General features: G+C 63.4%; 23 protein-coding genes. 8 read left to right on the top strand and 15 right to left on the bottom strand.

Features of this window, described 5'->3' with window-relative positions; translation table 11 throughout:
• Positions 1-3: 3 nt before the first annotated feature.
• On the bottom strand, positions 4-873 hold the full coding sequence (locus ACX0MV_RS06380; RefSeq protein WP_458981624.1) for an aldo/keto reductase: 870 nt from the start codon (positions 871-873) through the stop codon (positions 4-6).
• 179 nt (positions 874-1,052) lie between these two features.
• On the opposite strand from ACX0MV_RS06380, the gene ACX0MV_RS06375 reads away from it, so the two are divergent.
• A complete protein-coding gene (locus tag ACX0MV_RS06375) occupies positions 1,053-1,856 on the top strand; it encodes a DUF1206 domain-containing protein (protein ID WP_458981623.1) in 804 nt (267 codons plus the stop codon).
• 96 nt (positions 1,857-1,952) lie between these two features.
• Here the strand turns inward: ACX0MV_RS06375 and ACX0MV_RS06370 are convergent, their stop codons facing one another.
• The 3 genes from ACX0MV_RS06370 to putA all read right to left on the bottom strand — a co-directional run bounded on the left by ACX0MV_RS06370 (position 1,953) and on the right by putA (position 7,979).
• Complete coding sequence (locus tag ACX0MV_RS06370; RefSeq protein ID WP_458981622.1) at positions 1,953-2,666, bottom strand: hypothetical protein; 714 nt, start codon at positions 2,664-2,666, stop codon at positions 1,953-1,955.
• 404 nt (positions 2,667-3,070) lie between these two features.
• Positions 3,071-4,558 carry a sodium/proline symporter PutP gene (gene putP, locus ACX0MV_RS06365; RefSeq protein WP_458981621.1) on the bottom strand — a complete coding sequence of 496 codons (1,488 nt, stop codon included), beginning with the start codon at positions 4,556-4,558 and terminating at the stop codon, positions 3,071-3,073.
• A 244-nt stretch (positions 4,559-4,802) separates the two neighbouring features.
• Entirely contained in the window at positions 4,803-7,979 is a 3,177-nt protein-coding gene (putA, locus tag ACX0MV_RS06360) for a bifunctional proline dehydrogenase/L-glutamate gamma-semialdehyde dehydrogenase PutA (RefSeq protein WP_458981620.1), read from the bottom strand.
• A 285-nt stretch (positions 7,980-8,264) separates the two neighbouring features.
• Between putA and ACX0MV_RS06355 the strand changes: the two genes are divergently transcribed.
• Both ACX0MV_RS06355 and ACX0MV_RS06350 read left to right on the top strand, forming a co-directional pair.
• Entirely contained in the window at positions 8,265-9,491 is a 1,227-nt protein-coding gene (locus tag ACX0MV_RS06355) for a DUF3422 domain-containing protein (protein ID WP_458981619.1), read from the top strand.
• Positions 9,492-9,593: 102 nt separating this feature from the next.
• Positions 9,594-10,454 (top strand): HDOD domain-containing protein, encoded by an 861-nt coding sequence (locus tag ACX0MV_RS06350; protein ID WP_458981618.1) that lies wholly within the window; start codon positions 9,594-9,596, stop codon positions 10,452-10,454.
• A gap of 80 nt (positions 10,455-10,534) precedes the next feature.
• Here ACX0MV_RS06350 and ACX0MV_RS06345 read toward each other — a convergent pair whose 3' ends face one another.
• The 5 genes from ACX0MV_RS06345 to ACX0MV_RS06325 all read right to left on the bottom strand — a co-directional run bounded on the left by ACX0MV_RS06345 (position 10,535) and on the right by ACX0MV_RS06325 (position 15,769).
• Entirely contained in the window at positions 10,535-10,954 is a 420-nt protein-coding gene (locus ACX0MV_RS06345; RefSeq protein WP_458981779.1) for a group I truncated hemoglobin, read from the bottom strand.
• A gap of 7 nt (positions 10,955-10,961) precedes the next feature.
• Positions 10,962-11,822, bottom strand: a complete 861-nt coding sequence (locus ACX0MV_RS06340; protein WP_458981617.1) for a DUF3034 family protein — start codon at positions 11,820-11,822, stop codon at positions 10,962-10,964.
• The gene (locus ACX0MV_RS06335) at positions 11,819-14,164 is read right to left on the bottom strand and encodes a putative bifunctional diguanylate cyclase/phosphodiesterase (RefSeq protein WP_458981616.1); all 2,346 of its coding nucleotides are present in this window, start codon (positions 14,162-14,164) and stop codon (positions 11,819-11,821) included. The genes ACX0MV_RS06340 and ACX0MV_RS06335 overlap by 4 nt, the downstream gene beginning before the upstream one ends.
• The gene (locus ACX0MV_RS06330; RefSeq protein WP_458981615.1) at positions 14,151-14,837 is read right to left on the bottom strand and encodes a methylamine utilization protein; all 687 of its coding nucleotides are present in this window, start codon (positions 14,835-14,837) and stop codon (positions 14,151-14,153) included. The genes ACX0MV_RS06335 and ACX0MV_RS06330 overlap by 14 nt, the downstream gene beginning before the upstream one ends.
• A gap of 179 nt (positions 14,838-15,016) precedes the next feature.
• Complete coding sequence (locus ACX0MV_RS06325) at positions 15,017-15,769, bottom strand: helix-turn-helix domain-containing protein (RefSeq protein WP_458981614.1); 753 nt, start codon at positions 15,767-15,769, stop codon at positions 15,017-15,019.
• A gap of 246 nt (positions 15,770-16,015) precedes the next feature.
• Here ACX0MV_RS06325 and lon point away from each other — a divergent pair, with 246 nt between their 5' ends.
• The 4 genes from lon to cmoB all read left to right on the top strand — a co-directional run bounded on the left by lon (position 16,016) and on the right by cmoB (position 20,797).
• On the top strand, positions 16,016-18,412 hold the full coding sequence (gene lon, locus ACX0MV_RS06320) for an endopeptidase La (RefSeq protein WP_458981613.1): 2,397 nt from the start codon (positions 16,016-16,018) through the stop codon (positions 18,410-18,412).
• Positions 18,413-18,526: 114 nt separating this feature from the next.
• The gene (locus ACX0MV_RS06315) at positions 18,527-18,919 is read left to right on the top strand and encodes a protease inhibitor I42 family protein (RefSeq protein WP_458981612.1); all 393 of its coding nucleotides are present in this window, start codon (positions 18,527-18,529) and stop codon (positions 18,917-18,919) included.
• A 136-nt stretch (positions 18,920-19,055) separates the two neighbouring features.
• Positions 19,056-19,832 carry a carboxy-S-adenosyl-L-methionine synthase CmoA gene (gene cmoA / locus ACX0MV_RS06310; RefSeq protein WP_458981778.1) on the top strand — a complete coding sequence of 259 codons (777 nt, stop codon included), beginning with the start codon at positions 19,056-19,058 and terminating at the stop codon, positions 19,830-19,832.
• Entirely contained in the window at positions 19,829-20,797 is a 969-nt protein-coding gene (cmoB, locus tag ACX0MV_RS06305) for a tRNA 5-methoxyuridine(34)/uridine 5-oxyacetic acid(34) synthase CmoB (protein ID WP_458981611.1), read from the top strand. Before cmoA ends, cmoB begins: the two co-directional genes overlap by 4 nt.
• Before the next feature lie 13 nt (positions 20,798-20,810).
• On the opposite strand, the gene ACX0MV_RS06300 is transcribed toward cmoB, so the two are convergent.
• The gene (locus tag ACX0MV_RS06300; protein WP_458981610.1) at positions 20,811-21,089 is read right to left on the bottom strand and encodes a hypothetical protein; all 279 of its coding nucleotides are present in this window, start codon (positions 21,087-21,089) and stop codon (positions 20,811-20,813) included.
• 126 nt (positions 21,090-21,215) lie between these two features.
• Between ACX0MV_RS06300 and ACX0MV_RS06295 the strand changes: the two genes are divergently transcribed.
• Positions 21,216-22,115 carry a LysR substrate-binding domain-containing protein gene (locus ACX0MV_RS06295; protein ID WP_458981609.1) on the top strand — a complete coding sequence of 300 codons (900 nt, stop codon included), beginning with the start codon at positions 21,216-21,218 and terminating at the stop codon, positions 22,113-22,115.
• Between the two features lie 61 nt (positions 22,116-22,176).
• Here ACX0MV_RS06295 and pdxJ read toward each other — a convergent pair whose 3' ends face one another.
• From pdxJ to ACX0MV_RS06270, 5 genes are read right to left on the bottom strand one after another with little or no spacing between them, the layout of a single operon-like run.
• A complete protein-coding gene (pdxJ, locus tag ACX0MV_RS06290; protein ID WP_458981608.1) occupies positions 22,177-22,923 on the bottom strand; it encodes a pyridoxine 5'-phosphate synthase in 747 nt (248 codons plus the stop codon).
• Positions 22,916-23,614: a DNA repair protein RecO gene (gene recO / locus ACX0MV_RS06285; RefSeq protein WP_458981607.1), complete on the bottom strand. Its 699-nt coding sequence runs from the start codon at positions 23,612-23,614 to the stop codon at positions 22,916-22,918. The genes pdxJ and recO overlap by 8 nt, the downstream gene beginning before the upstream one ends.
• A gap of 49 nt (positions 23,615-23,663) precedes the next feature.
• Entirely contained in the window at positions 23,664-24,566 is a 903-nt protein-coding gene (era, locus tag ACX0MV_RS06280; RefSeq protein WP_458981606.1) for a GTPase Era, read from the bottom strand.
• Positions 24,559-25,248: a ribonuclease III gene (gene rnc, locus ACX0MV_RS06275; RefSeq protein ID WP_458981605.1), complete on the bottom strand. Its 690-nt coding sequence runs from the start codon at positions 25,246-25,248 to the stop codon at positions 24,559-24,561. Before rnc ends, era begins: the two co-directional genes overlap by 8 nt.
• Positions 25,245-25,622, bottom strand: a complete 378-nt coding sequence (locus ACX0MV_RS06270) for a DUF4845 domain-containing protein (protein ID WP_458981604.1) — start codon at positions 25,620-25,622, stop codon at positions 25,245-25,247. The genes rnc and ACX0MV_RS06270 overlap by 4 nt, the downstream gene beginning before the upstream one ends.
• Positions 25,623-25,714 lie beyond the last annotated feature (92 nt).

The raw sequence follows: 25,714 nt of genomic DNA, 5'->3' as shown, positions 1-25,714 counted from the left end.
TCGCTATGGCGCCTCGTGACCGCGGGCGGCCTGGGCCAGGTAGAACCAGGTCGGCGCATCCAGTTGCAGATGTGCCCCGGCCAGGGCTTCTTCGATACGCGACCAGCGCAGGCTGCCCAGAATAGGCACCGGCGTACCGGGCAAGCGCCGCAGCCAGGCCAGGGCGACCTGACTGGGCGTGGCGTCCAGGCTGGCGGCCACTTCGCCGAGCGCCTGCTGCAAGGCCAGTGAAAACGCTCCACCAGCCAGCGGTGACCAGGCCAGTGGTTGCAGGTCTGCGGTCTGCATGGCGTGCAGCTGGCCATCCCAGGCGGCGCCTTGGGCCTGCAACGACAACTCGATCTGGTTACAGCGCAGCGGCAGTTCGCGGGCCAGGCTCTGCCAGTGCAACGGCAAGAAATTGGACACGCCGAGCCAGCCAACCTTGCCGCTGGCAAGCATGTCCTCTAACGCGCGAATCACCTCGTCGGCGTGCATCAGCGGATCGGGGCGATGCAGCAGAAAGCCGTCCAGACGTTCAACGCCCATGCGCTGCAACGAGGCGTCGAGCGACGCGCGCAGGTAGCCGGCACCGCTGTTGTAATGCTTGACCTGCCAGCGTGAGCGGTCCTGTGGCGTCAATACGATATCGGCCTTGCTGATCAACTGCAGAGCGTGCCGCAGTTGCGGACGCAGGCGCAAGGCTTCGCCAAAGCGCGTTTCGCATTGGCCCAGGCCGTAGATGTCGGCGTGATCGAAGGCGTGCAGGCCCTGCTCCACACAGCGCTCGATAAACCCGAGCAGCGCCTGCGGCTCGGCCAGTTCGGGGTAATCCTGCAAACGCATCATGCCTAACAGCAATGGCACCTGAACCGGACCTGGATTGCCACTCATACCACTCACCTTTTCTGTTGATTGACGGCAGTTCATTGGTAACTGCGCCGTCGACTCTACCCCGTGTAGCGATCGAGCAACTCCTCCCTGAGGGCGAAAAGCTGAACTCGCCTGGTGGGTGGCCCCTCTACCTAACAGCAAATCCCTGTACCCAAAAAATCATAAAAGAGGCATCTGCAATGAGGGTGAATACCGGTGTTACCTGGCTGGCCCGTAGCGGCTACGCCGCGCGTGGCGCGGTCTACCTGATCGTTGGCTTCCTGGCGATAACCGCGGCGACTGGTTCGGGCGAGGCGGTCGGTACCGAGGGCGCACTGCGGGCAATCCTCGACGAGAGTTTCGGCACACTGCTGCTGTGGATCGTCCTGATCGGCCTGTTCTCGTTCAGCGCCTGGCGCCTGACTCAGGCAATCGGCGATACCGACTGCCACGGCACCGATGGCAAAGGCCTGCTGGTGCGCGCCGGCCTGCTCGGCAGCGCCCTCGCCCACGTTCTGCTGGCGCTGTTTACCCTAGGCTTGCTGATTGGCAGCAGCTCAGGCGGATCGGGCTCAGGCGGCAAGGATCTGCTACAACGCCTACTCGCCTGGGACCATGCAAACCTGCTGATCTACGCCGTGGCGCTGACACCGCTGGGCGTCGGCATTGCTCACCTAATCAAGGCCTGGACGGCGAATTTCGAACGCTACTTCCAGGCGGATGAGCAGGTCATGCGCTGGGTTCGGCCGATTTCGCGAATTGGCCTGCTGGCCCGTGGTTGCGCCTTCCTGATCATCGCCGCGCTGCTGTTTACCGGCGGCCGCCACTACAGCCCAACTAACCCGCCGGGTCTGCAGGATGCACTCAAGGCGCTGCAAGGTATGCCATCGGGCACGTGGCTGCTGATGGCAATCGGTTTGGGTCTGCTGGGTTTTGCGATCTACAGCCTGGCCGAAGCGCGCTGGCGGCGCATCGATGTCGCCTCGGTGCTGCCTGGCCATTAAATAGCCGTATGTGTGAGTGAAGAACAACAGTCGGCGGCGCCACTGACGCCGCCGACTTCGAGCTAGCTAGCCATTGCTAAAGCAGACAACACTGGCTCAGGTAGACGCTTCATCCTGGTCACCAGCCTTGCTGAGGTCCTTGCTGTCAGAGGTCTTGTTGCTCGTACCCTTATCGCCGGAAAGCGTGGTGACCGCATCCGCCTTCAGTTCGCGGTCAGCAAAGAAGCTCGGCTCCATGACCCCCACCGCACTGATCCGGTCGCCCACCTCGATCTGCTGATACCCCTGTTTATCCAGCGGGTTGTACGGCATGGTCGCGGTGTCGACGCTCAGCGTGCTGCCGCCCGCGGAGACGTTGATATCACGTCCGTCGATGGAGACCACGGTGCCCTGCACCACGGTGGTGGCCGCAACCGGATTGACGCTGAACACCAGGTCTTCCTCGTCGGCGTCGTTGGCCCGGAAATAACTGTTGAGGCCTTTCACATAGACGCTCTGGGCTTCGATCTTGGCGACTTCGAAGATGTCGTCGTCGATCCGCCCATAGACCACCACATCGTCGCCGCTGAGCATCTTGTAGCCTTCGCGGTACCAATCCCAGTCATCCATTTCCACGGTGATCACGCCGTTGCCGTAGTCCAGCACGAAGGTGTCGGCAGCCGCCGAGGTGACCTTGCCGCTGATGCTAATCCAGCTGTTATTGGCCTTCTCGTAAGGCTTCTGCACCGCCTGTTGATCTTGCGCCAGTGCACTGGTCGCAACCAGCGAACCCAGACTAAGTGCCAGCAGATTTTTCTTGAAAGTGTTCATGCTGTGTCCTCCTGCATCGAGCTGATTCGGCAGCGTGATAACACCGCTGCCACGATTCGAAGACCAAGCGGGGCCAACCTGAATGCGTCTATAACGAGCCATGACCTTCTTCGCCTTCGTAAACAGTCCGAAGTCGATAGGCCGGCAGAGTTCAACCGAAGTGACCGCCAGCACCTGGTCCAGCAAGACCTGAGCGGCCTGACGAGCCGGGCGACTTGGCCACCGGCGCCTCTGGCATGGGCGATAGCGCGCGATCAAACGGCGTAAAAATATGGATACAAAAAAAACCGGCTCACACCCTGGGGGTGGAGCCGGCGAAGCACCTATCGGTCATGCAACCTTGCAGGTCGAGCCTGCGCGGCAACCGGCCGACCACGCCCGTTGCCGCTGTTCATGGCAGGCGATCAGACCGCCTGGTATTCCTTCTCGGCCGCTTCGAAGCGCTTGATCATCGAGGCACTCGGCGCATTGCCGATGCGGCTGAAGATCAGGATGCCGAGGGTGGCGAGGATGAAGCCCGGGATGATTTCGTACAGACCGGTCCAGCCGAAGAAGTTCTTCCACAGGATCACGGTGAACGCGCCGATCAGCATGCCGGCCAACGCGCCGTTGCGGGTCATGCCCTTCCACACCAGCGACAGGATCACCACCGGACCAAAGGCAGCACCGAAGCCGGCCCAAGCGTAGGACACCAGGCCCAGCACGCGGTTTTCCGGGTTGGACGCCAGCAGGATGGCGACGACAGCGATCAGCAGCACCATGCCACGACCGACCCAGACCAGTTCGTTCTGCGAGGCATCCTTACGCAGGAAGGCCTTGTAGAAGTCCTCGGTCAGGGCGCTGGAGCACACCAGCAGCTGGCAGCTCAGGGTGCTCATCACCGCGGCGAGAATGGCGGACAGCAGGATGCCGGCGATCCATGGGTTGAACAGCAGCTTGGCCAGTTCGATGAACACCCGCTCCGGGTTTTCGGTCACCGGGCCGGCGAGGTCCGGGTTGGCGGAGAAGTACGCGATACCGAAGAAGCCTACAGCCACGGCACCGGCCAGGGTCAGGATCATCCAGGTCATGGAGATGCGACGGGCTGCCGGAATCGACTTCACCGAGTCAGCCGCCATGAAGCGCGCGAGGATGTGCGGCTGGCCGAAGTAGCCCAGGCCCCAGGCCATCAGCGAGATCACGCCGACAAAGGTCGCACCCTTGAGCATGTCGAAGTTGGTGGCGTCGTTCAGTTCGATCGCGGCGAAAGTCGCGTCGGCACCGCCGGTGGCGATCAGCACCACGATCGGGGTGAGGATCAGGGCGAAGATCATCAGCGTGGCCTGCACGGTGTCAGTCCAGCTCACCGCGAGGAAACCGCCGATAAAGGTGTAAGCGATGGTTGCCGCAGCACCGGCCCACAGCGCGGTCTCGTAGGACATGCCGAAGGTGCTTTCGAACAGACGCGCACCGGCCACTACGCCCGAGGCGCAGTAGATGGTGAAGAACACCAGAATCACCAGCGCGGAGAAGATGCGCAGCACGCGGCTGCTGTCCTCGAAGCGGTGGGTGAAGTAGTCAGGCAGGGTCAGGGCGTTGCCGTTGTGCTCGGTCTGCACGCGCAGACGGCCAGCGACGAACAGCCAGTTCAGGTAGGCACCGACGATCAGGCCGATGGCGATCCAGCCTTCCGACAGGCCGGACATGTACACGGCGCCGGGCAAGCCCATCAGCAGCCAGCCGCTCATGTCGGAGGCGCCAGCGGACAGCGCGGTAACAAAACTGCCGAGGCTACGGCCGCCGAGGATGTAATCGGAAAGGTTTTTGGTACGCATGTAGGCGAACAGGCCTATCAGCACCATCGCCGCGATGTACACCACGAAGGTGACCAGCATTGGAGTACTAGCATTCATTGGGGAGTGCCCCTCTCGTTTGTTGTTATTCAGGCTACGGGCATTCACCCGCAACCTCGGTTGGCAAAGCACGTCCGCCTGGCGAACGCTGCAGCTCGGTACTGCGGTGGTCCGGGAAAAACCGTGCGTTGCGAGACCCCGCCCAACGCTCGCCCGGAAAAACCGCTTTACCCATTCGGGGCATCCAGCACCCCATACAACAACGGGCAGTGGCCATGATGACCGCTGCCCGCCTGTAACCCGTTTAGTCGTCGCCCAGCGACAGCAGCGACGCGTTGCCGCCCACCGCCGTGGTGTTCACCGAGGTGGTGCGCTCGTTGGCGAAGCGCAGCAGGTAGCTCGGCCCACCGGCTTTCGGCCCGGTGCCGGACAGGCCGCAGCCGCCGAACGGTTGCACGCCGACCACCGCGCCGATCTGGTTGCGGTTGACGTAAAGATTGCCGACCCGCGCCAGCTCTTCGATGTGCCGTGCGGTTTCCTCGTTGCGGCTGTGCACGCCGAGCGTCAGGCCATAGCCGGTGGCATTGATCGCGGCCACCACGTTTTCCAGCTCGCTGGCCTGGAAGCGCACGATGTGCAGGATCGGCCCGAAGTTTTCCTTCTTGAGTTCACTGATGCCACCGATCTCGAACGCCACCGGGGCGACGAAGTGGCCATCCAGGCCCGCCGGCAACACGGCTTCGGCAATCAGCTTGCCCTCGCCTTTGAGCTTGGCGATATGCGCCTCGAGGCCGGCCTTGGCTTCGGCGTCGATCACCGGGCCCACGTCGCTTTCGCGCAGGTGAGTCGGGCCGACTTTCAATTCGGCCATCGCGCCCTTGAGCAGGTCGAGCACGCGCTCGGCGATATCGGCTTGTACGTAGAGCACGCGCAATGCCGAGCAACGCTGGCCGGCGCTGGTGAAGGCCGACTGTACGGCGTCCTTGACCACTTGCTCGGGCAGCGCGGTGGAGTCGACGATCATCGCGTTCTGCCCGCCGGTTTCGGCGATCAGCGCAGCAATCGGGCCGTCTTTCTCGGCCAGCTGGCGGTTGATGATCCGCGCAGTGTCGGTGGAGCCGGTGAAGCACACGCCGGCAACGCGGGCGTCACGGCAGAACACGCCGCCCAAGGTGGCGCCGTCGCCTGGCAGGAAGGCGATCACGTCGGTCGGCAAACCGGCCTCGAACATCAGTTCCAGGGTGCGCGCGGCGATCAGGCTGGTCTGCTCGGCCGGCTTGGCCAGCACGCAGTTGCCAGCAACCAGCGCGGCGGCGATCTGGCCCAGGTAGATGGCCAGCGGGAAGTTCCACGGGCTGACGCAGGCGAAGATGCCGCGGCCTTCATGGAACAACTCGTTGCGCTCGCCAGTCGGGCCCTGCAGCTCTTCACGGCCAAGGCGCAGGCGCGCCTGCTGGGCGTAGTAACGGCAGAAGTCCACCGCCTCGCGCACTTCGTCGATGCCGTCCTGCATCGATTTTCCGGCTTCCAGGGTGCACAGCGCCATCAGCTCGGCACGGTGTTGTTCCAGCAGGTCGGCGATGCGTTCGAGAATCGCCGCGCGGGCCTCGACCGGCGTGGCATTCCAGCGCGGCCATGCCGCGTGCAGGCCGTCCAGTGCCTCGGCCGCGTGGGCAGCGCTGGCGAATTGCACGGCGCCGACCACCTGGCCCAGCGCGTACGGGCAATGCACGTTCTGCGCGGTGCCGGTCTGACGCTGGCCGTTGATAACCGGTGCGGCGTGCCATTGACGGGAGAGGAACGGCTGGTAGGCGAGTTCGAGCTCGGCCCAGGAATTCTGGATATTCATGTTGAGGCCTTGGGAATTTTTCCGCGCACTGCCGAACAGCGCAGGCGGGAGGGGGATTTTGTCATTGGCGAGGCTTTTGAACTTGCGCAGTTGCGTCACCGGATGATCGAGAAGGGACTCGACCGGCGTGCTCGGGTCGACCAACTGGTGGACGAACGAGGAATTCGCGCCGTTTTCCAGCAGACGACGCACCAGGTAAGGCAGCAGATCCTTGTGAGCGCCGACCGGGGCGTAGATGCGCACGTTCTTGCCATGTTTCTCCAGCACCGTGTCGTACAGCGCATCGCCCATGCCGTGCAGGCGCTGGAATTCGAAGTCGCGCGGCTGCTTCTGCTCGGCGGCAATCGCCAGGATGCAGCTGACGGTGTGGGCGTTGTGGCTGGCGAACTGCGGGTAGATCACCCCGCGGGTGAACTCGGACAGCAGGTAGCGCGCGCAGGCCAGGTAAGAGGTGTCGGTACCTTCCTTGCGGGTAAACACCGGGTAGCCGTCCAGGCCCTGGACCTGGCACTGCTTGATTTCGGTATCCCAGTAGGCGCCCTTGACCAGGCGCAGCGGCATCTTCTCGCCGAGTTCCTTGCCCAGCAGCGTCAGCCACACCAGCACCGGCAGACAGCGCTTGGAATACGCCTGCACGACCAGACCGAACTCGCCCCAGCCTTTCAGCGCGGGATCGCGCATCAGTTTTTCGTACAGTTCCAGCGACAGTTCCAGGCGGTCGGCTTCTTCGGCGTCCACCGAGATGCCGACGTTCAGGTTGCGTGCCCGCACGGCCAGTTCCAGCACGTTGGCGAACAGCTCGGTGAGCACGCGCTCGCGCTGGGCCACTTCATAACGCGGGTGCAGCGCCGACAGCTTGATCGAGATCGACGGCTTCGGCCCTGGGCCGACCTGGGGTTCGGCACCGACGGTGTCGATGGCCTTGCGGTAGTCGGCCATGTACTTCTCGGCGTCTTCTGCGGTCAGTGCCGCCTCGCCGAGCATGTCGAAGGAATAGGTGTAGCCCTTTTCGCGCTCAGGGCGACCGTTCTTCAGTGCTTCGCCGATGTTGCGGCCGAGCACGAACTGCTTGCCCATCAGCTTCATGGCCTGGTTCATCGCCGCGCGAATCACCGGCTCGCCGGAACGCTGGATCAGCCGTCCCAGCACGTTCTTCGGTCGACCGTCGGCGGTTTCCGGGTCGACCACCTTGCCGGTCATCACCAGGCCCCAGGCGGCGAAATTGACCAGCACGCTGTCGCTCTTGCCGAGGTGGCGTTCCCACTCGGCGGCGTTCAGCTTGTCGCGAATCAGCGCGTCGGCCGTGGCAGCGTCCGGCACGCGCAGCAAAGCCTCGGCCAGGCACATGAGCATCAGCCCTTCCTGGGTATCGAGGCTGTACTGACGAAGCAGTGCGTCGAGGGTATCGACGGCATTGTCCCGGCTGCGCACGTCTTCGATCAACGTGCGGGCACCGCGGCGGATAGCCTCGATGCCGGTTTCACCGGGGTCGGCGAGCTCAAGGAGCTCAGTCAGATAGGCTGCCTCGTCAACGCTGTAGTTGGCGCTGATGACAGGGAAAAAATCGGCGGCCTTGGCGGCAGAGATCCGGTTTAGGAACTCGTCCTGCAAGACGTGACTGGCTTTAAACATCACGCCCATCCTCTTTTGGAGACTGTTTGATATAGGTCTAGCCCATGTGCAGGGGTTGCCCCGGAACAAATGGGCCAAAAGCTGCGCACTGTGCGAGTGGATGATTGAATTTAGTTGCAGAGTGATGACCGCTTCTTGCTGAAAGCTCTGGAGTTTTTATAAAAACCTCCGCGCCGCGGAACTAATCGCGAACGTTTGTTTGAATAGCTGGTAAATGCGCCCGCAGCGGTGACACCGCATCAGTGGCTCGCGTCACTGCTGCACCTTCGCCTCGCGAGCCTCGCCATGCACCCGCAACGCAGCCTGCTGCACAACGAACTTCACGCGCGCCCTTCGCTGTACTTTCAGGCGCCCGCCCATGTCTTCCATATCGCCCTGCTGGATCAGGGCGCGGTCAGCGATGCCGTTATCGGCGCGCTGGCCGATGAGCCCCTGTCACCTCCCCGCGCGGCCCAGGGCCTGGTGCAGCTGGACGGCCATACGCTGAAGTGGGAGCGCCACGCCGAATTCTTCACCCTAACTCTGGTGCTGCCGAAGCAGGCGGACAGCGCGCTGTGGCCGGACCTGCCAGACGCACTGGCTGAGCTGATCGCGCCGCATCAGGCGTTGGTCATCAACGCCGTGCAGATCCTGGTGGAATCCGAGGCAGACGGAGAGTTCCAGCGCGAACACTACGGCTTCAAGGACCCGGCCGGCTCGCTCATTGGTGGCGGCGATGCCACCGTGTGGAGCGACTTTCGCTTGACCGACGACGGCCGCAACCGTCTGCTGCTGGTCAACCGCGAACTCAACGCCTACCGCCTGGGGCGAATGATCCGCCGCCTGCTGGAAATCGAGACCTACCGCATGATGGCGTCGCTGACCCTGCCAGTGGCCCAGCAGGTCGACCAGCAACTCAAGCGCTACGAGCAGCAGCTGGCCAGCCTGTCGGACCGCAACAGCGACCCGGCCACCGGCAACGCCAAGGCGCTGCTCAACGACATTGCCGCACTGTCCGCCAGCCTGGTGCGCAGCACCGCCATCCACCGCCAGCGTTTCAGCGCGGCCGAGGCCTATGCGCAGCTGGTGTTCGAGCGCATCAGCGAGCTGCGTGAACGCCATGTCGGCGACTGCCAGCGCCTGGGCGTCTTTATCGAGCGGCGCTTCAAACCCAGCGTGCGCTACTGCGCCGTGACCGAGCAGCGGCTGCTGCGGCTCGGCCAGAGCGTGGCCAACCTGGGCGAGCTGCTGCAAACCCGGGTGCAGGTGGAGGTCGAGGAACAGAACTCGGAGATCCTGCGCAGCCTCAACAGCCGCGCCAGCACCCAGATCAAGATTCAGAAGGCGGTCGAAGGCCTGTCGATCATCGCCATCAGCTATTACCTGCTGAGCCTGTTCAAACTCGGCGTTGAGGGTTTGCACAGCCTGGGCATCGGCTTTTCCGCCCAGCTGGCCGCCGCAGTGCTGGGGCCGTTGGCGCTGTTGCTGATCGGCGCGATCGCGCTACGCATCCGCAAGGCCAGGCGTCATTAGGCGCGGCCAGCCAGGCAGCGGAAAATTTACGTAATCGATGCGCGCCGCCCGCGACATTTCAGGCGGCGCATCTACACTCGGAGGAACCTCGCAGGAGCACCCATGGTGGTCACCGAAACATCGGATTACTCGATTTACCGCCGCGTGGTGTCGCAGCTGATGCACGGCGAAGAACAGTTGCCTAGCCTGCCCGCATTGACCCTGGATATCCGCCGCGCCCTGGGCGATCCGAACGTCTCGCTGAACGGCCTGGTGCGGCTGATCAGCCGCGACCCGGCGCTCAGCGCACTGCTGATGAAGCACGCCTCCTGCGCGCTGTATCGCCACAGCATGACGCCGAAAACCCTGCCCGAGGTGATCACCCTGCTCGGCCTGGCCGAGGTCGACCGCATCACCATGGTGCACAGCGTCAAGAGCCTGTTCATTCTGCACAGCGCGGCGCACAAGCGCCTGTTCATCGAGACCTGGGAACGGCTGATTCTCAAGGCCAGCACCTGCGCCCTGCTCGCGCGCCTGCTCGGCCATGTGGCTGCGGAGCACGCGCTGCTGGCCAGCCTGCTCAGCGAAGTCGGCACCCTCGCGGTGCTATCGGCGTTCAAGGACGCCGCGGCGATGCCCTCCCTCGAGCTGTACAACAAGCTGTGCCGCGAATACAGCGCGCCGCTGGGCGTCATCGTGCTGAAGAAGTGGGCGGTGAACAGCGAATACATCGAGGTCACCCGTGATGCCGGCAACTGGCAGCGCAGCCTCGGCTGGCACCTGGACCTGCTCGACATGGTCAACCTGGCGCTCTATCACGCCACCCGGATGCGCACCCCAAGCGCGACCCTGCCACCATTGCGCGAACTGGCCGCGTACCAGAAGCTGCTGCCACCGCAGGACCTGATCGACGAAACCGGCGAGCTCAGCCTGGTGGTCCACCACCGCGCCGACATCCACGCCATCGCCGACACCTTGCGCTGACGCAGGCGCACCAGGCTATCCCGCCATTCTGTAAAACAGGCCGCATCGGCTGTATCCGGTTGAGCGGGCACAGGGCTCACTCAACGGTCGATGATCTGCTCGCGCATCGGTGCCAGGCGCGCGAGCAGGCGGTTCTGCGCGGTGATCGGCACGCCTTCGGCGGTCATCGCCGCCTGCAGGTTTTCCACCAACGCGTTGAAGTCGCTAGGGGTCAGGTTCTGGCCCTTGTGGCTTTCCTCCATGCTGTCGCCGGTGTAGACGCAGGGGCCGCCCGCTTCGGCGCAGATCTGTTCGACCAGCTTGTCACGCAGCCGCACGATGTCGATGTCCTCGAAGTGACGGACGATGCGCGGGTCGGCAGCGATGCTCAGCAACATGCCTTCAACGATGCGGGTAATTCCCGCCTCCTCTCCCAATGCGCGATAGAGGCGGTCGTCCTTGGCTGGCTGCTGCGCGCAGCCGCCGAGCAGCACGACCAGCATCAGCACGCCGATCTTCATACGCACGTCAGAAACTCCCTTGCACGGACAGGTAGACGCCATCCTGATGATCCAGCGTGGCGATCTCGCCCAGGCGGGCATAGGCCAGCACCACCGCCAGCTGCTTGTTGGGGAAATAGCCGAGGAACAGGTCGGCCCAGTCGCTTTCGCCGGCGAAGCCAAGGTTATCGGGCTTTTCCCGGTACTCCACGCCCAGCGCCCAGCGCGGGTTGAACAGCACGGCCACGGAGCCCTCCTTCAGCACCGAGTGACGGTCGCGCCGATCGCCACCGAAGCCCAGCAAACCCAGCTCGTTGGCTCGGCTGTAACGCACCCCGCCGTTGAGCAACAGGTTGTAGCCGAACGCGCCGCCAAGAATCAGTCGGCTGGCGCTGATATAGCCTTCGCTGTCTTCACTGCGCTGGGCGCCGACCAGGCTGGGCACCCGAAAATCCATCTGCCGCTTGTGCTGCAGGCCGAGGGAGACCTGGGGCAGACGGCCATAGATCAGGTCGCCGAACAGGCGCACCTTCAGTCCGAAGATATCCTGGCTCAGGCTGTTGTCCGGCAGGTTGAGGTCGCGCGCCAGGGTGCCCAGATCGAAGCGCTGGCGAGCGTAGGACAGCTCCACACGGTTATCGAACGAGGCGGCGATACCGGCCACGTCCAGGCGGTAATCGCCGGTTTCCACGCGGGTGGCAAACACATCGGCGCCCCACTCGCCGCGCTCGCCATAACCGGCCAATACCGCCCAGGGCGTGATGCCACCACCGGCGGCGCCTTCCAGACTGCTGGCGCCGCCGGTGGCAAGTAGGCGACCCTGGTCAGCAACCGCCTGGCTGGCCAGAACGCTGATCAAGGCGACGCCGCACCACTGCACACACCTCATGGCAATGCACCTTCCACTAATGCGCCGAGCGGCTGCGCGACCCAGGCCTCGAATGCCTGGGCGGGCAATGGTCGACTGATCAGATAGCCCTGCACGGTATCGCATTGCCAGCGCTGCAACAGGCGCAGGCTGCGCTCGTACTCGACCCCTTCGGCGACCACCTTGAGGCCGAGGCTGTGGCTCATTTCGATGGTCGATCGCACGATCACCGCGTCCTCGCTGGTTTCGTCGAGGTCGCGGATGAAGGATTGATCGATCTTCAATTCCTGCACCGGCATGCGTTTGAGCTGTGCGAGCGACGAATAACCCGTGCCGAAGTCATCCACCGACAGGCTGATGCCGATATCGCGCAGGCCGTGCAGCACCTGCAGGGCCTGGGTCGGGTTGAGCATCACGCCACTCTCGGTTATCTCGAACACCAGCTGCTCGGCGCCGATCTGGTGCTGCGCGAGCAGTTGGCCGACCCGCGCCGGCAGTTGGGTGTCGATCAGGTCCTCGGTGGAAATATTCAGCGATACCTGCAGGCGCAGCCCCTGATCGTTCCAGGCGCGCAGCTGGCGCACCACTTCTTCGATGACCCAGGTCGTCAGCGCCTGGATGCTGCCCGTGCGCTCGGCCAGAGGAATGAACTCGCCCGGCGAAACCAGCCCGAACTGCGGGTGCTGCCAGCGCAGCAGCGCTTCGGCCTGACGCACCTGGCCGCTGCCCAGGTCGAGCTTGGGCTGGTAATGCAGCAGCAGCTCGCCACGCTGCGGCGCGCGGCGCAGATCACGGACCAGTTGGATCTGCCGCTGGTGGGCGTCGTCACGGCCGCTCTGGTACACCTGCAATCGGCCAGGTAACTGGGTGGCGTCCTGCATGGCGATACTGGCGCGGCGCAGCAGATCGTCGGCGGTGTCGCCATCTGCGGGATAGGCGGCAATGCCGATGCTGCATTCCAGCGTGACCTCGACGGGGCCGATGCTCAGCGGTTTGCTGAGCAGCTGCTGCAGGTTGTCGCCAATCACCACCGCGCTGTCGCTGTCGGTATTTTCCAGCAATAGCAGCAGTTCGTCGGCCATCAACAGCGCTAGGCTGTCGCCCGGCCGCAGCGTCGCCTGCAACCGCCGGCTGAGCAGCTGCACGGCCTGCTCGCTGCCGGACGCCCCACAGCTTTCGTTGACCGAGCGCAGGTTGGCGATGCCCAGGTACAACAAGGCGACCGGCCGCTCGGCGGTGATCGCGCTTCCAAGGCGTTCCAGCGCCAGCGTACGGTTGGGCAGGCCGGTCAGGCCGTCATGCAGGGCATTGTGGGCGAGTTGTCGCTCTCGTTCGGCGATGCCCTCCTGCATGCTCTGGAAGGCGCGCGCCAGACGCCCAAGCTCGTCACCGCGGTCGAGCTTCAGCGGCACCTGATAGTCGCCCTGACCCACGCGCTCCGCCGCAGCCGCCAGTTGCCGCACCGGCTGCGACAGGTTGCGCGCCAGCAGCAGTGCGCCCGCCAGCGATGCCATCAGCGCAGCGAGGGCAATCAGCAGAATGTTTCGGTCCAAAGGTGCAAACGCCCGCTGAGCCTGGCTGAGAGACTGATGCAGGAGCGCCTGAACCTGGAAATCGGCGCCACTGGCAAGCATAAGATTCTGCTCCAAGTAGCGCTCCTCGCCGACCTCTCGCACATCGCCCTGCAGGGGCGCCATGTCGCCGCCGATGCCTTGCAGCTGTTGGTGAATTGCAGCAGGCAACGAGCTGATCCAGATCGCCGGCAACCCTTCCTGGCGGGCCACCAGGGTCAGTTCCAGGTGAGTCAGCTCGCGCAGTTCACGGGCGAATCCGTCATCTACCTGAAAGCCCATCATCACCCGGGCGATCGGCAGGGGCGCGTTGACCGTGGCCTGCACCAGCAGGTAGAGCTTGTCGGCGATCGGCATCAGCGAAATCTGCGTACCCTGCTGCTCGAGAGCCATCACCTGCGCACTCAGCCGGGCGGCGGTCATCCCGCTGATCTGCCGATCAGTGCTCACCTCGAGGCTGCCTTCAAGGTCGAGCATCATCACCGCTGCGGCATTGATCCGCGCGCCATGGTTGGCCAGGGCTGAGCGAATGGTTTCGCTGTCACCACTGGCCACCGCATCCTTGAAGCCGAAGTCGGCAGCCAGCACCTGCACCGCATCGCTCAACTGGCGGCTGCGCACATCGAGCAACTGCTCGAATACCCGGCTACCGATTTCCAGCTGTTCGCCGGCCTGGCTGCGCACCGCCGCGTTGGTAGCCGTGAGCACGGCGAGGTACAAGGCGCTGACCACCACCAGCAACAGCAGGATCAGCACACCGGCGATACGGGCCTGGAAACTACTGCGCAGCATCGCGGGTCGCTTTCTTGAAGGCCTCGCCGAATGCGCTCGGCGCAGGCGCGGCCGGTGGCGTGCGGGCTGTCGTCGGTAACTCCAGGGTTAGCCGCTGGCGGGTCGCGGGCTCGCCCACCTGCAGCTCACCGGCCGCCTGCGGCAGCATATCCGCCGCCTGCGGGTGCCACAGGCTCGCCGTATAGCGACCGGCTGGCAACTGCTGCATCTGCACCTGGCCCTGGGCATCGCTGACGGCGAACCAGGGGTCCTCGGTGACGTAGATGTAGCCGACCATCCAGTCGTGGATGTTGCAACCGAGCACCACAACGCCGGGATTATCGAACACCACGGGCTCGCTGGGCGTACCCTGGTAAAGGCGCAGCTCGAAGCGTTTGGCGGGGGAAAACGAATAGACGTGGTGGCGGATATTGTCGCTATTGGGAAAGGTCACCGCCGTGCCGGTGCGCACCACCAGCACGCTGGGTGCGAACTGCTTGAGCTTCTGGTCCATTTCCGCCCGCAGCGGCGCGGCGGGCGCACCCAGCGGGCCGGTCAGGGTCAGCACCGCATTTTCCAGCGGCTGCCCGGTGCCATCAACCACCTGAACCTGCAACTCGGCCGCCACCACGCCTGCGCTGAACAACAGGCCTAGCAAAGCACCGTTTAACCGGGGAATAAGATATCGAGTCATGCGTAAGCTCGTACTGCGTCGCGGGTGGGCATCGCCTGCCTGGCGAATTCGGTCGATCACGACTTGAGGTTAGCTGGCAGTGTGAAGAAGTTCACTTTTTAGCACGTCGGCGACGCGCGGCGCCTTGGTAATTACCTATCGCACCAATTGAGGAAATGCTGCGCTCGCTGACAGGGGCGCTACTGAGCACCACGCAGACGCTTTGGCGTAAGCCCCATGTACCGACGCATCGCGGTGGTCAGCGCGCTCTGGCTGGAAAAACCGCACTCCTCGGCAATGCGAATCAACGGCAGGCCGCTTTCGCGCAGCAGGCGGGCTGCGCGATCAAGGCGGGACTTGAGCAGGTACTGATGCGGCGTCAGGCCGACGCTGTCCTTGAACTGCGCGTGAAAGTGGCTGGGGCTGAGACAGGCCACCTGCGCCAACTCCGCCACGCTGATGCGCCGGGCCAGGTTCTGCACGATGAACGCATCCAGCCGCTCGATATCCAGCGGGCCGGTTACCCGTTGCGCCTGCTCGCCGAACAGGCGCAGGTGCAGTGCCCGCAACAGCACGCCACCCAGCGAGCGCGCCAGCATCGGGTCGCTGCCATAGCGCTCGAGTTCGGCACCGGCATAGGTGAGCAGGTGCTGAAAATCCACATCCAACTGCGGGTAGCGTGGGGTCTCGAACAGGTGGGTAAGCAGCTCCAGGTCTTCGCTGGACGTGTCCTGCTCGTTCAGGTCGATGATCAGCATGCGGTTATCGCCCATGCCGGCGAACTGGTGATCGGCGTCGCCGGGCACCAGACAGGCGCGCATGCGACATACCTCGCCGCCGCGCCCGTTGACTTCGAATTCCGCACGCCCGGACAACGACAGCACCAGTTGATGGTGGTCGTGGGTGTGTTCGTGGGCCTTATCGTCAAGGCGCAGGAGGCGGGCGTTGAGCATGGGGGCAACCTGGTTAGTCGTGGGCGAACTTTACCCCTTTGCCGCACAAAACAGCAGCCTTGACGACAAGCGGCCTGGCGTTTGGCCAGCAGCGTGGATGACGGCACCGATGCCCGTTCAACCTGGCCGTTCATCGACAAGGCGCGGGGGCAGGTTGAATCGTTGTGCCCTCGTTCGACTCCAGATTGATTGAAAAACCGCGCGGGCCGCCCCATCTAGCACTCAACGCGCAATCAAAGGTGCCGCATGAACGAGCCTCAAGACATCGAAATAATCACCGACGCCACGGCCCATGGCAGCCACAGCCTGATGCTGCCAGGCCAGCAGTTGCCAGACAAACTCTATGTAATCCCGATCCACAACCGGCCGTTCTTTCCGGCCCAGGTACTGCCAGTCATCGTCAACGAAGAGCCCTGGGCCGAAACCCTGGAGCTCGTGAGCAAGACCGATCACCGCTGCCTGGCGTTGTTCTACGTCGACGAGCCGGTCACCGACCCGCGCCATTTCGATACCTCCAGCCTGCCGGAGCACGGCACCCTGGTGCGCATCCATCACATCAGCCGCGACGACGGCAAACTGCAGTTCGTCGCCCAGGGCTTGAACCGGGTACGCATCCGCGGCTGGCTCAAGCACCACCGCCCGCCCTATCTGGCGGAGGTCGATTACCCGCAGAACCCGAACGACACGCGTGATGAGGTTAAGGCCTATGGCATGGCGCTGATCAACGTGATCAAGGAGCTGCTGCCACTCAACCCGCTGTACAGCGAAGAGTTGAAGAACTACCTCAACCGCTTCAGCCCGAATCAGCCCTCGCCGCTGACCGACTTTGCCGCCGCGCTGACCACCGCCACCGGCAAGGTGCTGCAGGAAGTGCTTGATTGCGTGCCGATCCTCAAGCGCATGGAAAAGGTCCTGCCGCTGCTGCGCAAGGAGGTGGAAGTCGCTCGCCTGCAGAACGAGCTATCCGCCGAGGTCAATCGCAAGATCGGCGAGCATCAGCGCGAGTTCTTCCTCAAGGAACAGCTGAAGATCATCCAGCACGAGCTGGGCATCACCAAGGATGATCGCAGCGCCGACGTCGAACAGTTTCGCCAACGCCTGGAGAGCAAGACCCTGCCCGAACAGGCGCGCAAACGCATCGACGAGGAAATGCACAAGCTGTCTATCCTCGAAACCGGCTCGCCGGAATACGCGGTGACGCGCAATTACCTGGACTGGGCAACCGCACTGCCCTGGGGCGTCTATGGCAAGGACAAGCTTGACCTCAAGCACGCGCGCCAGGTGCTGGACGAGCACCACGCAGGCATGGACGACATCAAGGCGCGCATCACCGAATTTCTCGCGGTCGGCGCGTTCAAGGGCGAGATCGCCGGATCGATCGTGCTGCTGGTGGGCCCACCTGGTGTGGGCAAGACCAGCATCGGCAAATCCATCGCCGAATCGCTCGGCCGCCCGTTCTACCGCTTCAGCGTGGGCGGCATGCGCGACGAAGCCGAGATCAAGGGCCACCGCCGCACCTACATCGGCGCCCTGCCCGGCAAGCTGGTGCAGGCGCTGAAGGAAGTGGAGGTGATGAACCCGGTGATCATGCTCGACGAGATCGACAAGCTCAGCAGCAGCTATCAGGGCGACCCCGCATCGGCGCTGCTGGAAACCCTCGACCCGGAGCAGAACGCCGAGTTTCTCGACCATTACCTGGACCTGCGCCTGGACCTCTCCAAGGTGCTGTTCGTCTGCACCGCCAACACCCTGGATTCGATTCCCGGCCCGCTGCTCGACCGCATGGAGGTGATTCGCCTGTCCGGCTACATCACCGAGGAAAAACTGGCGATTGCCAAACGCCACCTGTGGCCCAAGCAGTTGAAGAAGGCTGGGGTACCCAAGGATCGCCTCGCCATCAGCGACAGCGCATTGCGCGGCGTGATCGAAGGCTATGCCCGCGAAGCCGGTGTGCGCCAGCTGGAAAAACAGCTCGGCAAGCTGGTCCGCAAAGCGGTGGTCAAGCTGCTGGATGCTCCCGAGAGCCCGGTCAAGATCGGCCCGAAGGACCTGGACGGCTACCTCGGCATGCCGGTATTTCGTCAGGAGCAGGTGCTGAATGGCGTCGGCGTGATCACCGGCCTGGCGTGGACCAGCATGGGCGGCGCGACCCTGCCGATCGAGGCGGCGCACACCCATTCGCTTAGCCGCGGCTTCAAACTCACCGGCCAGCTCGGCGACGTGATGAAGGAGTCGGCCGAGATTGCCCACAGTTACATCAGCTCCAACCTGAAGAAATACGGCGGCGACCCGCGCTTCTTCGACCAGGCGTTCGTGCACCTGCACGTCCCCGAGGGGGCGACGCCGAAAGACGGGCCCAGCGCCGGCATCACCATGGCCAGCGCCCTGCTGTCCCTGGCGCGAAAGCAGGCGCCGAAGAAAGGCATCGCGATGACGGGCGAGCTGACGCTTACCGGCAAGGTCCTGCCGATTGGCGGTGTGCGGGAAAAGGTGATCGCGGCCAGGCGGCAGAAGCTCTACGAGCTGATCCTGCCGGACGCGAATCGCGGCTCCTACTCAGAACTGCCGGACTATCTGAAAGAAGGTCTGACGGTGCATTTCGCCAAGGACTACAGCGACGTGGCCAAGGTGTTGTTCACCTGATATGACCGCCGCCGGTACTCCGGCGGCAACAACAGGCTAGGCTGACCTCCGCTGCGGTCCCAACGGCCACAGGCAGCAGAAACAGGAACCAAGAATTAGGAACCAGGAACCCTTATGAACACGCTCTTTCGCTTCGCGCTGCCCCTTGGTCTTGCCCTGCTCAGCGCCTGCGCGCACCGGCCTGACAGCGTCACCGTGCAACGACAGAACCAGTGCCCGCTGGCGATGCATGTCGGTCAGAGTTTGATCCTGACCTTGCCGAGCAACCCCACCACGGGGTTCCGCTGGGTCCTGCGTGGCGATGCGCCGACGCTATTGCAGAGCCTCGGGCCAGAGGTCTACAGCAACCCGGAGGACGCCGGCCTGGTCGGCAGTGCCGGGCAATCCACCTGGCGTTTTCAGGCACAGACGCCCGGTACCGGCCAGTTATTGCTGACCTACCAGCGCCCTTGGGAGACCGACGTAGCGCCTGCGCAGACGTTCGACTGCGCGATCGAAGTGCACTGAGTAGCCTTACTGCAGCGAAGCGTTGGGCTTGTCCAAGGCCAACAGGCAGGCGGGAGGGTCGTGTACGCCGCCGGCAGCAGTGAAATACGCTCGATTTGACCTGAACCGGTTTGGTTGTGCGGCCTACTTGGCTAAAATGCCGGCCTTCTCGACCCTGTGCGGAATAACCGTGAGCAAACAACCTGATCGCCTCTTCGCCCAACCTCTGGCCCAGGTACCGGACTTCGCCTTCAACGAAGACGTGGTGCGGGTGTTCCCGGACATGATCAAGCGCTCGGTGCCGGGCTATCCGACCATCGTCGAAAACATCGGCGTGCTGGCCGGGCAATTCGCCCAGCCCCATAGCGTGCTCTATGACCTTGGCAGCTCGTTGGGCGCCGTGACCCAGGCGTTGCGCCGCCACGTGCAGGTGGAGGACTGCCGGGTGATCGCGGTGGACAACTCCAGCGCCATGGTCGAGCGCTGCCGCGAATACCTGCATGCGCAGGATTCGATGTTCCAGGAGTTGTTGCCGGTCGAGGTGATGGAGGCCGACATTCTCAGCCTGACGTTTCAACCCGCGTCCGTGGTCGCCCTGAACTTCACCCTGCAGTTCATTCAGCCACAGCAGCGCCTCGCCTTACTCACGCGCATCCGGCAGGCGCTCATCCCAGGCGGCGCACTGATTCTTTCGGAAAAGCTGCGGTTCGAGGACGACGCGCATCATCAGCTACTCGGCGACCTGCACATTGCCTTCAAGCGCGCCAATGGCTACAGCGAACTGGAAATCGCCCAGAAACGTAGCGCCATCGAGAAAGTCATGCTGCCAGACAGCCTCGAGCAGCATCGCGAGCGTCTGTTGGCCGCCGGCTTCAGCAACGTCGTGCCCTGGTTCCAGTGCCTCAATTTCGCGTCCCTGATCGCCCTGCCATGATCAATCGTCTCGACCTCGACGCCCTGCAGGCCCAATTGGCGGGCACACCACTGCAGGACTGGTCGGCTGACCTACCAGGCCAGATCGATGCCAAGCTGGCCATTGGTCATGGCGACCTGCAACGCTGGTATAGCGCCGTGCAGGCATTGCCGCCGCTCAGCGTGGAGCGGCTGGAGCTGCTGAACGACTTCAGTTTTGACGGTGCCTGTGACGAAACGACCCGCGCGCACCTGAAAACCGCCCTACAGGGCTTGATTCCCTGGCGTAAAGGGCCCTTCCATCTGTTCGGCGTACACGTCGATACGGAGTGGCGTTCGGACTGGAAATGGCAGCGCGTCGCGCCCCATCTCGACCTGCGCGGCAAGCGCGTGCTGGATGTCGGCTGCGGCAACGGTTACTACATGTGGCGCATGCTCGGCGCGGGCGCGAACAGCGTCGTGGGCATCGACCCGAATTGGCTGTTCCTGTGCCAGTTCCTGGCCATGAAGAACTACCTGCCCGATCTGCCCGCCTGGCACCTGCCGCTGGCATTCGAAGAACTGCCGGCCAAGCTGCAGGGCTTCGATACGGTGTTTTCCATGGGCGTGCTCTACCACCGGCGCTCGCCGATCGATCACCTGCTGGACCTGAAGGATTGCCTGGTGAAAGACGGCGAACTGGTCCTTGAAACCCTGGTGGTGGAAGGCGATGCGCAACAGGTGCTGCTGCCCGAGGACCGCTACGCGCAGATGCGCAATGTCTGGTTTCTGCCATCGGTGCCGGCGCTGGAGCTGTGGCTGCGCCGCGCAGGCTTCGTCGACGTGCGCTGCGTGGACGTCAGCACCACTTCGGTTGAAGAGCAGCGCGCCACCGAGTGGATGCGCTTCCAGTCGCTGCCGGAGTTTCTCGATCCAGCCGACCACAGCCGCACGGTCGAAGGCCTGCCTGCGCCCTGCCGCGCCGTGCTGATCGCCCGCAAACCCTGAGGCGTCACACGCCTCAGTCCTGACATTGGCGACGCCGCTCGGCAAACCGTGCAGCGATCACCGGCAAACGCTCCTGTGCACCCTGCTGCACCGCTGCCCGGGCTTCACCCAGCCGGGCCTCCCCACGCGCTTCCTGCTGCAACAGCCGACGCAAGCGTTGCCGCCAGCGCCAGGCAGCCCAGGTATCAGCAATCAGGTTTTGCAAACTCAGCGGCCACATGGCCGGTAGATAGACCGCAGGCCGCTCGATGGGTGGATCCCGCCGGGTCTTGCACGAATTTAAAAGGGACATGACGCACCTCCTCATAGCCAGACTGCATCTCGCAGCGAGATGACTTGCCATCAGGATGGAGGGCACCTATCGTTCAATCAAACGACTAATACCAAACACAGCGTTCAATTGAGCTGAACACAAATCATGAACGAAATCGCTCGATCACTTCCGCCCCAAGCCCTGCCGTTGCTGGAAAGCGACGTCCTCAAGACCTTTGTCGGCATTGCCGAAAGCGGCAGCTTCACCCGCACGGCGGCCCAGGTCTACCGCAGCACCGGGGCGGTCAGCATGCAGATCAAACGCCTTGAGGAAACCCTGGGACGCAGCCTGTTCAGCCGAGAGGCCAGGCGTGTCCAGTTGACTCCGGACGGCGAAATCCTGCTGGGGTACGCCCGACGTCTGCTCAAGCTCAACGAGGAGGCGGTTTCCCATTTCCTCACCCCTGCGCTGTCCGGCAAGGTCCGTTTCGGCATCCCGCATGACCTCGGCACGCCAGTTCTGCCCAGCGTACTAACACTGTTCGCGCGCAGTCATCCTGCGGTGCAGGTGGAAGTGTCGGCAGGACGCAGCGTGGACCTGATAGAGCGCCTCGACGCGGGCGAACTGGATCTCACGCTGATCAACGCAGGCAATGATGGGCTGGACGACTCGCGGGGCCAAGTCATCTATTCCGAAGCCCTGGTCTGGGCTGGCCGCGACGGCGGCCTGGCGATACACGCCACGCCCCTGCCGCTGGCCCTGGCAAGCACCGGGTGTGCCTGGCGGCGGGTTGCGCTGGACGCGCTGGACCGCATCAACCGGACCTACCGCATCGCCTACTCTTGCGAGCAGTGCGCCGGGCAGAAAGCGGCCATGATCGCCGACCTGGCCATAGCGCCGTTCCCGCAGAGCCTGGTCAAGGCGCCACTGAAGCGCCTGGGCGAGGAGCATGGTTTACCGCCCCTGGGGGATTACCACATCAAATTGCTGCGCGGCAGCAATCGCGAAGGCGCCGCCGACGCCCTGGCCGCACAGTTGATCCAGGCATTTGGTGCGCAGCGCTGAAAGCCGGCCCAGCCAATGAGCTAAGCCGCAGACAGCGCATCGCCCTGCCCCAGGCTGCCAGTTAACCGCGTTGCGCGGCCGCCACGATCAGCGCCTTCATCTCCGCCACCGCCTGCTTGAAGCCGACGAACAGCGCATGGGCCACCAGGGCATGGCCAATGTTCAACTCATTGATCCCGGGAATTGCCGCCACCGGCTCGACGTTGTGGTAATGCAGACCATGCCCGGCGTTGACGATCAAGCCATGGTCCAGACCGCAGGCAACCCCGTCGCGAATACGCGCCAGCTCGAGCGCGGCCTCCTGCGGCGTGTGCGCATCGGCATAGCGACCGGTGTGCAGCTCGATGGCTGGCGCCCCCACGCGCTTCGAGGCTTCGATCTGACGCGGGTCCGGGTCGATAAACAGCGAGACTTCGCAGCCGATCTTGCTCAGCCGCTCGACTGCCGCGCGAATCCGCGCTTCCTGGCCGGCTACGTCAAGACCGCCTTCGGTGGTGAGTTCCTGCCGGGTCTCCGGGACCAGGCACACGTGCTCAGGGCGGATGCTCTCGGCGAACCCGAGCATTTCCTCGGTGACGCCCATCTCGAAATTCATTCGGGTCTGCAGCACCTCCTTGAGCAGACGCACATCGCGCTCCTGGATATGCCGACGGTCCTCGCGCAGGTGCACGGTAATGCCATCGGCACCGGCCTCTTCGGCATCGAGCGCGGCTTTCACCGGATCGGGATAGCGGGTGCCACGGGCTTGGCGTAGCGTCGCCACATGGTCGATGTTCACCCCGAGCAGAATACGATTGGCATCAGTCACGGCTTGGCTCCTTGAGCGTCATGAAGAGTTCGCGGCTGACCAGCGGTCGGCCGCCTAAATGCGGGGCAAGCGCCTGACGCATCAGGCGCTTGGCTGCTACCAGGGCACCAGGGGCAGTCCAATCGGCCTCGGCCATGGCAAGAATTTCACCGCCTTGAAACACACCGGGCTGCAACTGGCCGACGGGCTCGAAACCGGCATCGGTTTGCAGGCGGTACATTCCGCCCCCGGCGATCGGCTGGCCGTGGCGATCCTGGTCCAGGGCGAAACCATAGCCCAGCTCATCCAGCAAACGCCATTCGAACGAGCGCAGCAGCGGCTCGATCGCCCGACCCTGAGCCAGCGCCAGCACGGTCATCGCGTAGTGGTCGAACATCGCCGGGTGAGCGTCCTGCTCGGGCAGTAGACGAATCAGCAGTTCATTGAGGTAAAGGCCGCTGAACAGCGCGTCGCCGTTGAGCAGGTTGGGAATTCCCGCGGCTTCCAGGCGGCTGACGCTTTTCAGCTCGCTGCGCCCGCGAAACGCCACGTCCAACGGAATGAAAGGCCGCGCCAGGGTGCCAGCCTTGCCGCGTGCGCCGCGCATCACAGCGCGCATCCGCCCTTGCGGGGTAAGGAAATCCACCAGCGCGCTGCTCTCGCGATAAGCGCGGCTGTGCAGAACATAGGCTGGCTGGCTGTCCGCAAGCATGGCTGGCGATTACTCGATGACGGCACGGGCTCTTGTGCGCCCGGCGGACTCAGATGTTGTCGTAACCCAGGGATCGCAACGCGCGCTCGTCGTCCGACCAGCCGCCTTTGACCTTGACCCACAGGTTGAGCATGACTTTGGAGTCGAACATCACCTCCATGTCCTTGCGCGCATCCTGACCGATGCGCTTGATGCGCTCGCCCTTGTCACCAATGATGATTTTCTTCTGCCCATCGCGCTCGACCAGGATCAGCGCATGGATATGCAGAATGCGCCCATCGCGCTTGAATTCTTCGATCTCCACGGTGATCTGGTACGGCAGCTCCGCGCCAAGCTGGCGCATGATCTTCTCGCGTACGAGCTCGGCGGCGAAGAAGCGGCTCGAGCGGTCGGTGACCTGGTCTTCCGGGAAGAAATGCACACCTTCCGGCAAACGCTCGCCCACCAGTTTCTCCAGGGTGTCGAGGTTGTGCCCCTGCTGCGCCGACACCGGTACGATTTCCGCGTTTGGCAGTTGCGTCGCCAGCCACTCGAGGTGCGACATCAGCTCGGTTTTGTCTTCAATACGGTCGGTCTTGTTAATGGCCAGAATCACCGGCCCCTGCACGTACTGAATGCGCTCCAGCACCATCTGGTCCTCGTCGGTCCAGCGGGTACGGTCGACCACAAAGATCACCACATCGACGTCTTTCAGCGCCGACGAGGCATTCTTGTTCATGTAGCGGTTGAGGGCTTTTTCGTTGTTCTTGTGCAGACCGGGGGTATCCACGTAGATCGCCTGGACCTCGCCCTCGGTCTTGATGCCGAGCATGTTGTGCCGTGTGGTCTGCGGCTTGCGCGAGGTGATCGCCAGCTTTTGCCCGAGGATGTGGTTGAGCAGCGTCGACTTGCCCACGTTGGGCCGGCCAACGATGGCGACATAGCCACAGCGTGTTGCAGGTGAATCAGTCATGGCCATTCTCCACACCCAGGGCAATCAAGGCAGCGGCCGCCGCAACCTGTTCGGCGATGCGGCGACTGGCCCCTTGGCCCAGGGTCTTCTCATTCAATAAAGTCACCTGACACTCGACAATGAATGTCCGGCAATGCGGATCGCCCTGGATGTCCACCACCTCGTAGCGCGGCAGGTCGCAGGCACGCGATTGCAGAAACTCCTGCAAGCGGGTTTTCGGGTCCTTGTTGGTATCGACCAGGGTCAGGCTGTCCAGTTCGTTGGTCAACCAGGCCAGAACCCGCTCGCGAGCTGCGTCCATGCCGGTATCCAGATAGATCGCACCGATCAGCGCTTCCAGCGCGTCGGCGAGAATCGACTCGCGGCGAAAGCCGCCACTCTTCAACTCGCCGGAGCCCAGCCGCAGGTACTCGCCCAGATCAAAGCCACGCGCCAATATGGCCAGGGTCTCGCCTTTAACGAGCCTGGCGCGCAGCCGGGAAAGCTGCCCTTCACGCGCCTGGGGGAAACGCTCGAACAAGGCTTCGCCAGCGACGAAGTTGAGGATGGCATCACCGAGGAACTCCAGACGCTCGTTGTTGCGTCCAGCGAAACTGCGGTGTGTAAGCGCCAGGATCATCAGATCCTGGTCCTTGAAGTTGTAGCCGAGCTGACGCTCGAGGCGGGCTAACGAAGAACTCACGGCATACGCACGCGGTATTCTTTGTCGAAATGCACCACTAGATCGATGTTCTGGATCAACGGATCACGCTTCTCGTATTTCAGGTGCACGAGAAACTCGTTGTTCTCGATCGTGACTTTGAGGGCATCGTCCAGCTTGAGGTCGCGGATGCTGTTGACCTGCATGCCTTTGCTCATATGGCTGTAGAAATCGCCGACAGTGGTGATCTGCGCCGCTTTGTCGGTTTCAACCGAGAGAATCATTTTTTCCAAGGCCATTTGATCGAGGTAATGCGGAATCACCTTGAACGCGGCACTGGCGAAAAACGCCACCAGAGACAGCACCATCAACCAGCCAAGAATCGACATACCTTTTTGCGAGCGCGCAAATTTCATATGAAGCCCCAAAGTTCTCAGTGAGATAAAAGCCTGATTAGGCAAAAGACACGATTATTTATAGCTCGCGGCACCGGATTGAACAGTGCCGC

It is taken from the genome of Pseudomonas cistanchae (assembly GCF_054483635.1).
This window is presented reverse-complemented; position numbering and strand designations above follow the sequence as displayed.

Coding starts and splice junctions, on each gene's coding strand:
- ACX0MV_RS06380 (WP_458981624.1), bottom strand. CDS start 873: ATGAGTGGCAATCCAGGTCCGGTTCAGGTGCCATTGCTGTTAGGCATG.
- ACX0MV_RS06375 (WP_458981623.1), top strand. CDS start 1,053: ATGAGGGTGAATACCGGTGTTACCTGGCTGGCCCGTAGCGGCTACGCC.
- ACX0MV_RS06370 (WP_458981622.1), bottom strand. CDS start 2,666: ATGAACACTTTCAAGAAAAATCTGCTGGCACTTAGTCTGGGTTCGCTG.
- putP (WP_458981621.1), bottom strand. CDS start 4,558: ATGAATGCTAGTACTCCAATGCTGGTCACCTTCGTGGTGTACATCGCG.
- putA (WP_458981620.1), bottom strand. CDS start 7,979: ATGTTTAAAGCCAGTCACGTCTTGCAGGACGAGTTCCTAAACCGGATC.
- ACX0MV_RS06355 (WP_458981619.1), top strand. CDS start 8,265: ATGCACCCGCAACGCAGCCTGCTGCACAACGAACTTCACGCGCGCCCT.
- ACX0MV_RS06350 (WP_458981618.1), top strand. CDS start 9,594: ATGGTGGTCACCGAAACATCGGATTACTCGATTTACCGCCGCGTGGTG.
- ACX0MV_RS06345 (WP_458981779.1), bottom strand. CDS start 10,954: ATGAAGATCGGCGTGCTGATGCTGGTCGTGCTGCTCGGCGGCTGCGCG.
- ACX0MV_RS06340 (WP_458981617.1), bottom strand. CDS start 11,822: ATGAGGTGTGTGCAGTGGTGCGGCGTCGCCTTGATCAGCGTTCTGGCC.
- ACX0MV_RS06335 (WP_458981616.1), bottom strand. CDS start 14,164: ATGCTGCGCAGTAGTTTCCAGGCCCGTATCGCCGGTGTGCTGATCCTG.
- ACX0MV_RS06330 (WP_458981615.1), bottom strand. CDS start 14,837: ATGACTCGATATCTTATTCCCCGGTTAAACGGTGCTTTGCTAGGCCTG.
- ACX0MV_RS06325 (WP_458981614.1), bottom strand. CDS start 15,769: ATGCTCAACGCCCGCCTCCTGCGCCTTGACGATAAGGCCCACGAACAC.
- lon (WP_458981613.1), top strand. CDS start 16,016: ATGAACGAGCCTCAAGACATCGAAATAATCACCGACGCCACGGCCCAT.
- ACX0MV_RS06315 (WP_458981612.1), top strand. CDS start 18,527: ATGAACACGCTCTTTCGCTTCGCGCTGCCCCTTGGTCTTGCCCTGCTC.
- cmoA (WP_458981778.1), top strand. CDS start 19,056: ATGCCGGCCTTCTCGACCCTGTGCGGAATAACCGTGAGCAAACAACCT.
- cmoB (WP_458981611.1), top strand. CDS start 19,829: ATGATCAATCGTCTCGACCTCGACGCCCTGCAGGCCCAATTGGCGGGC.
- ACX0MV_RS06300 (WP_458981610.1), bottom strand. CDS start 21,089: ATGTCCCTTTTAAATTCGTGCAAGACCCGGCGGGATCCACCCATCGAG.
- ACX0MV_RS06295 (WP_458981609.1), top strand. CDS start 21,216: ATGAACGAAATCGCTCGATCACTTCCGCCCCAAGCCCTGCCGTTGCTG.
- recO (WP_458981607.1), bottom strand. CDS start 23,614: ATGCTTGCGGACAGCCAGCCAGCCTATGTTCTGCACAGCCGCGCTTAT.
- era (WP_458981606.1), bottom strand. CDS start 24,566: ATGACTGATTCACCTGCAACACGCTGTGGCTATGTCGCCATCGTTGGC.
- ACX0MV_RS06270 (WP_458981604.1), bottom strand. CDS start 25,622: ATGAAATTTGCGCGCTCGCAAAAAGGTATGTCGATTCTTGGCTGGTTG.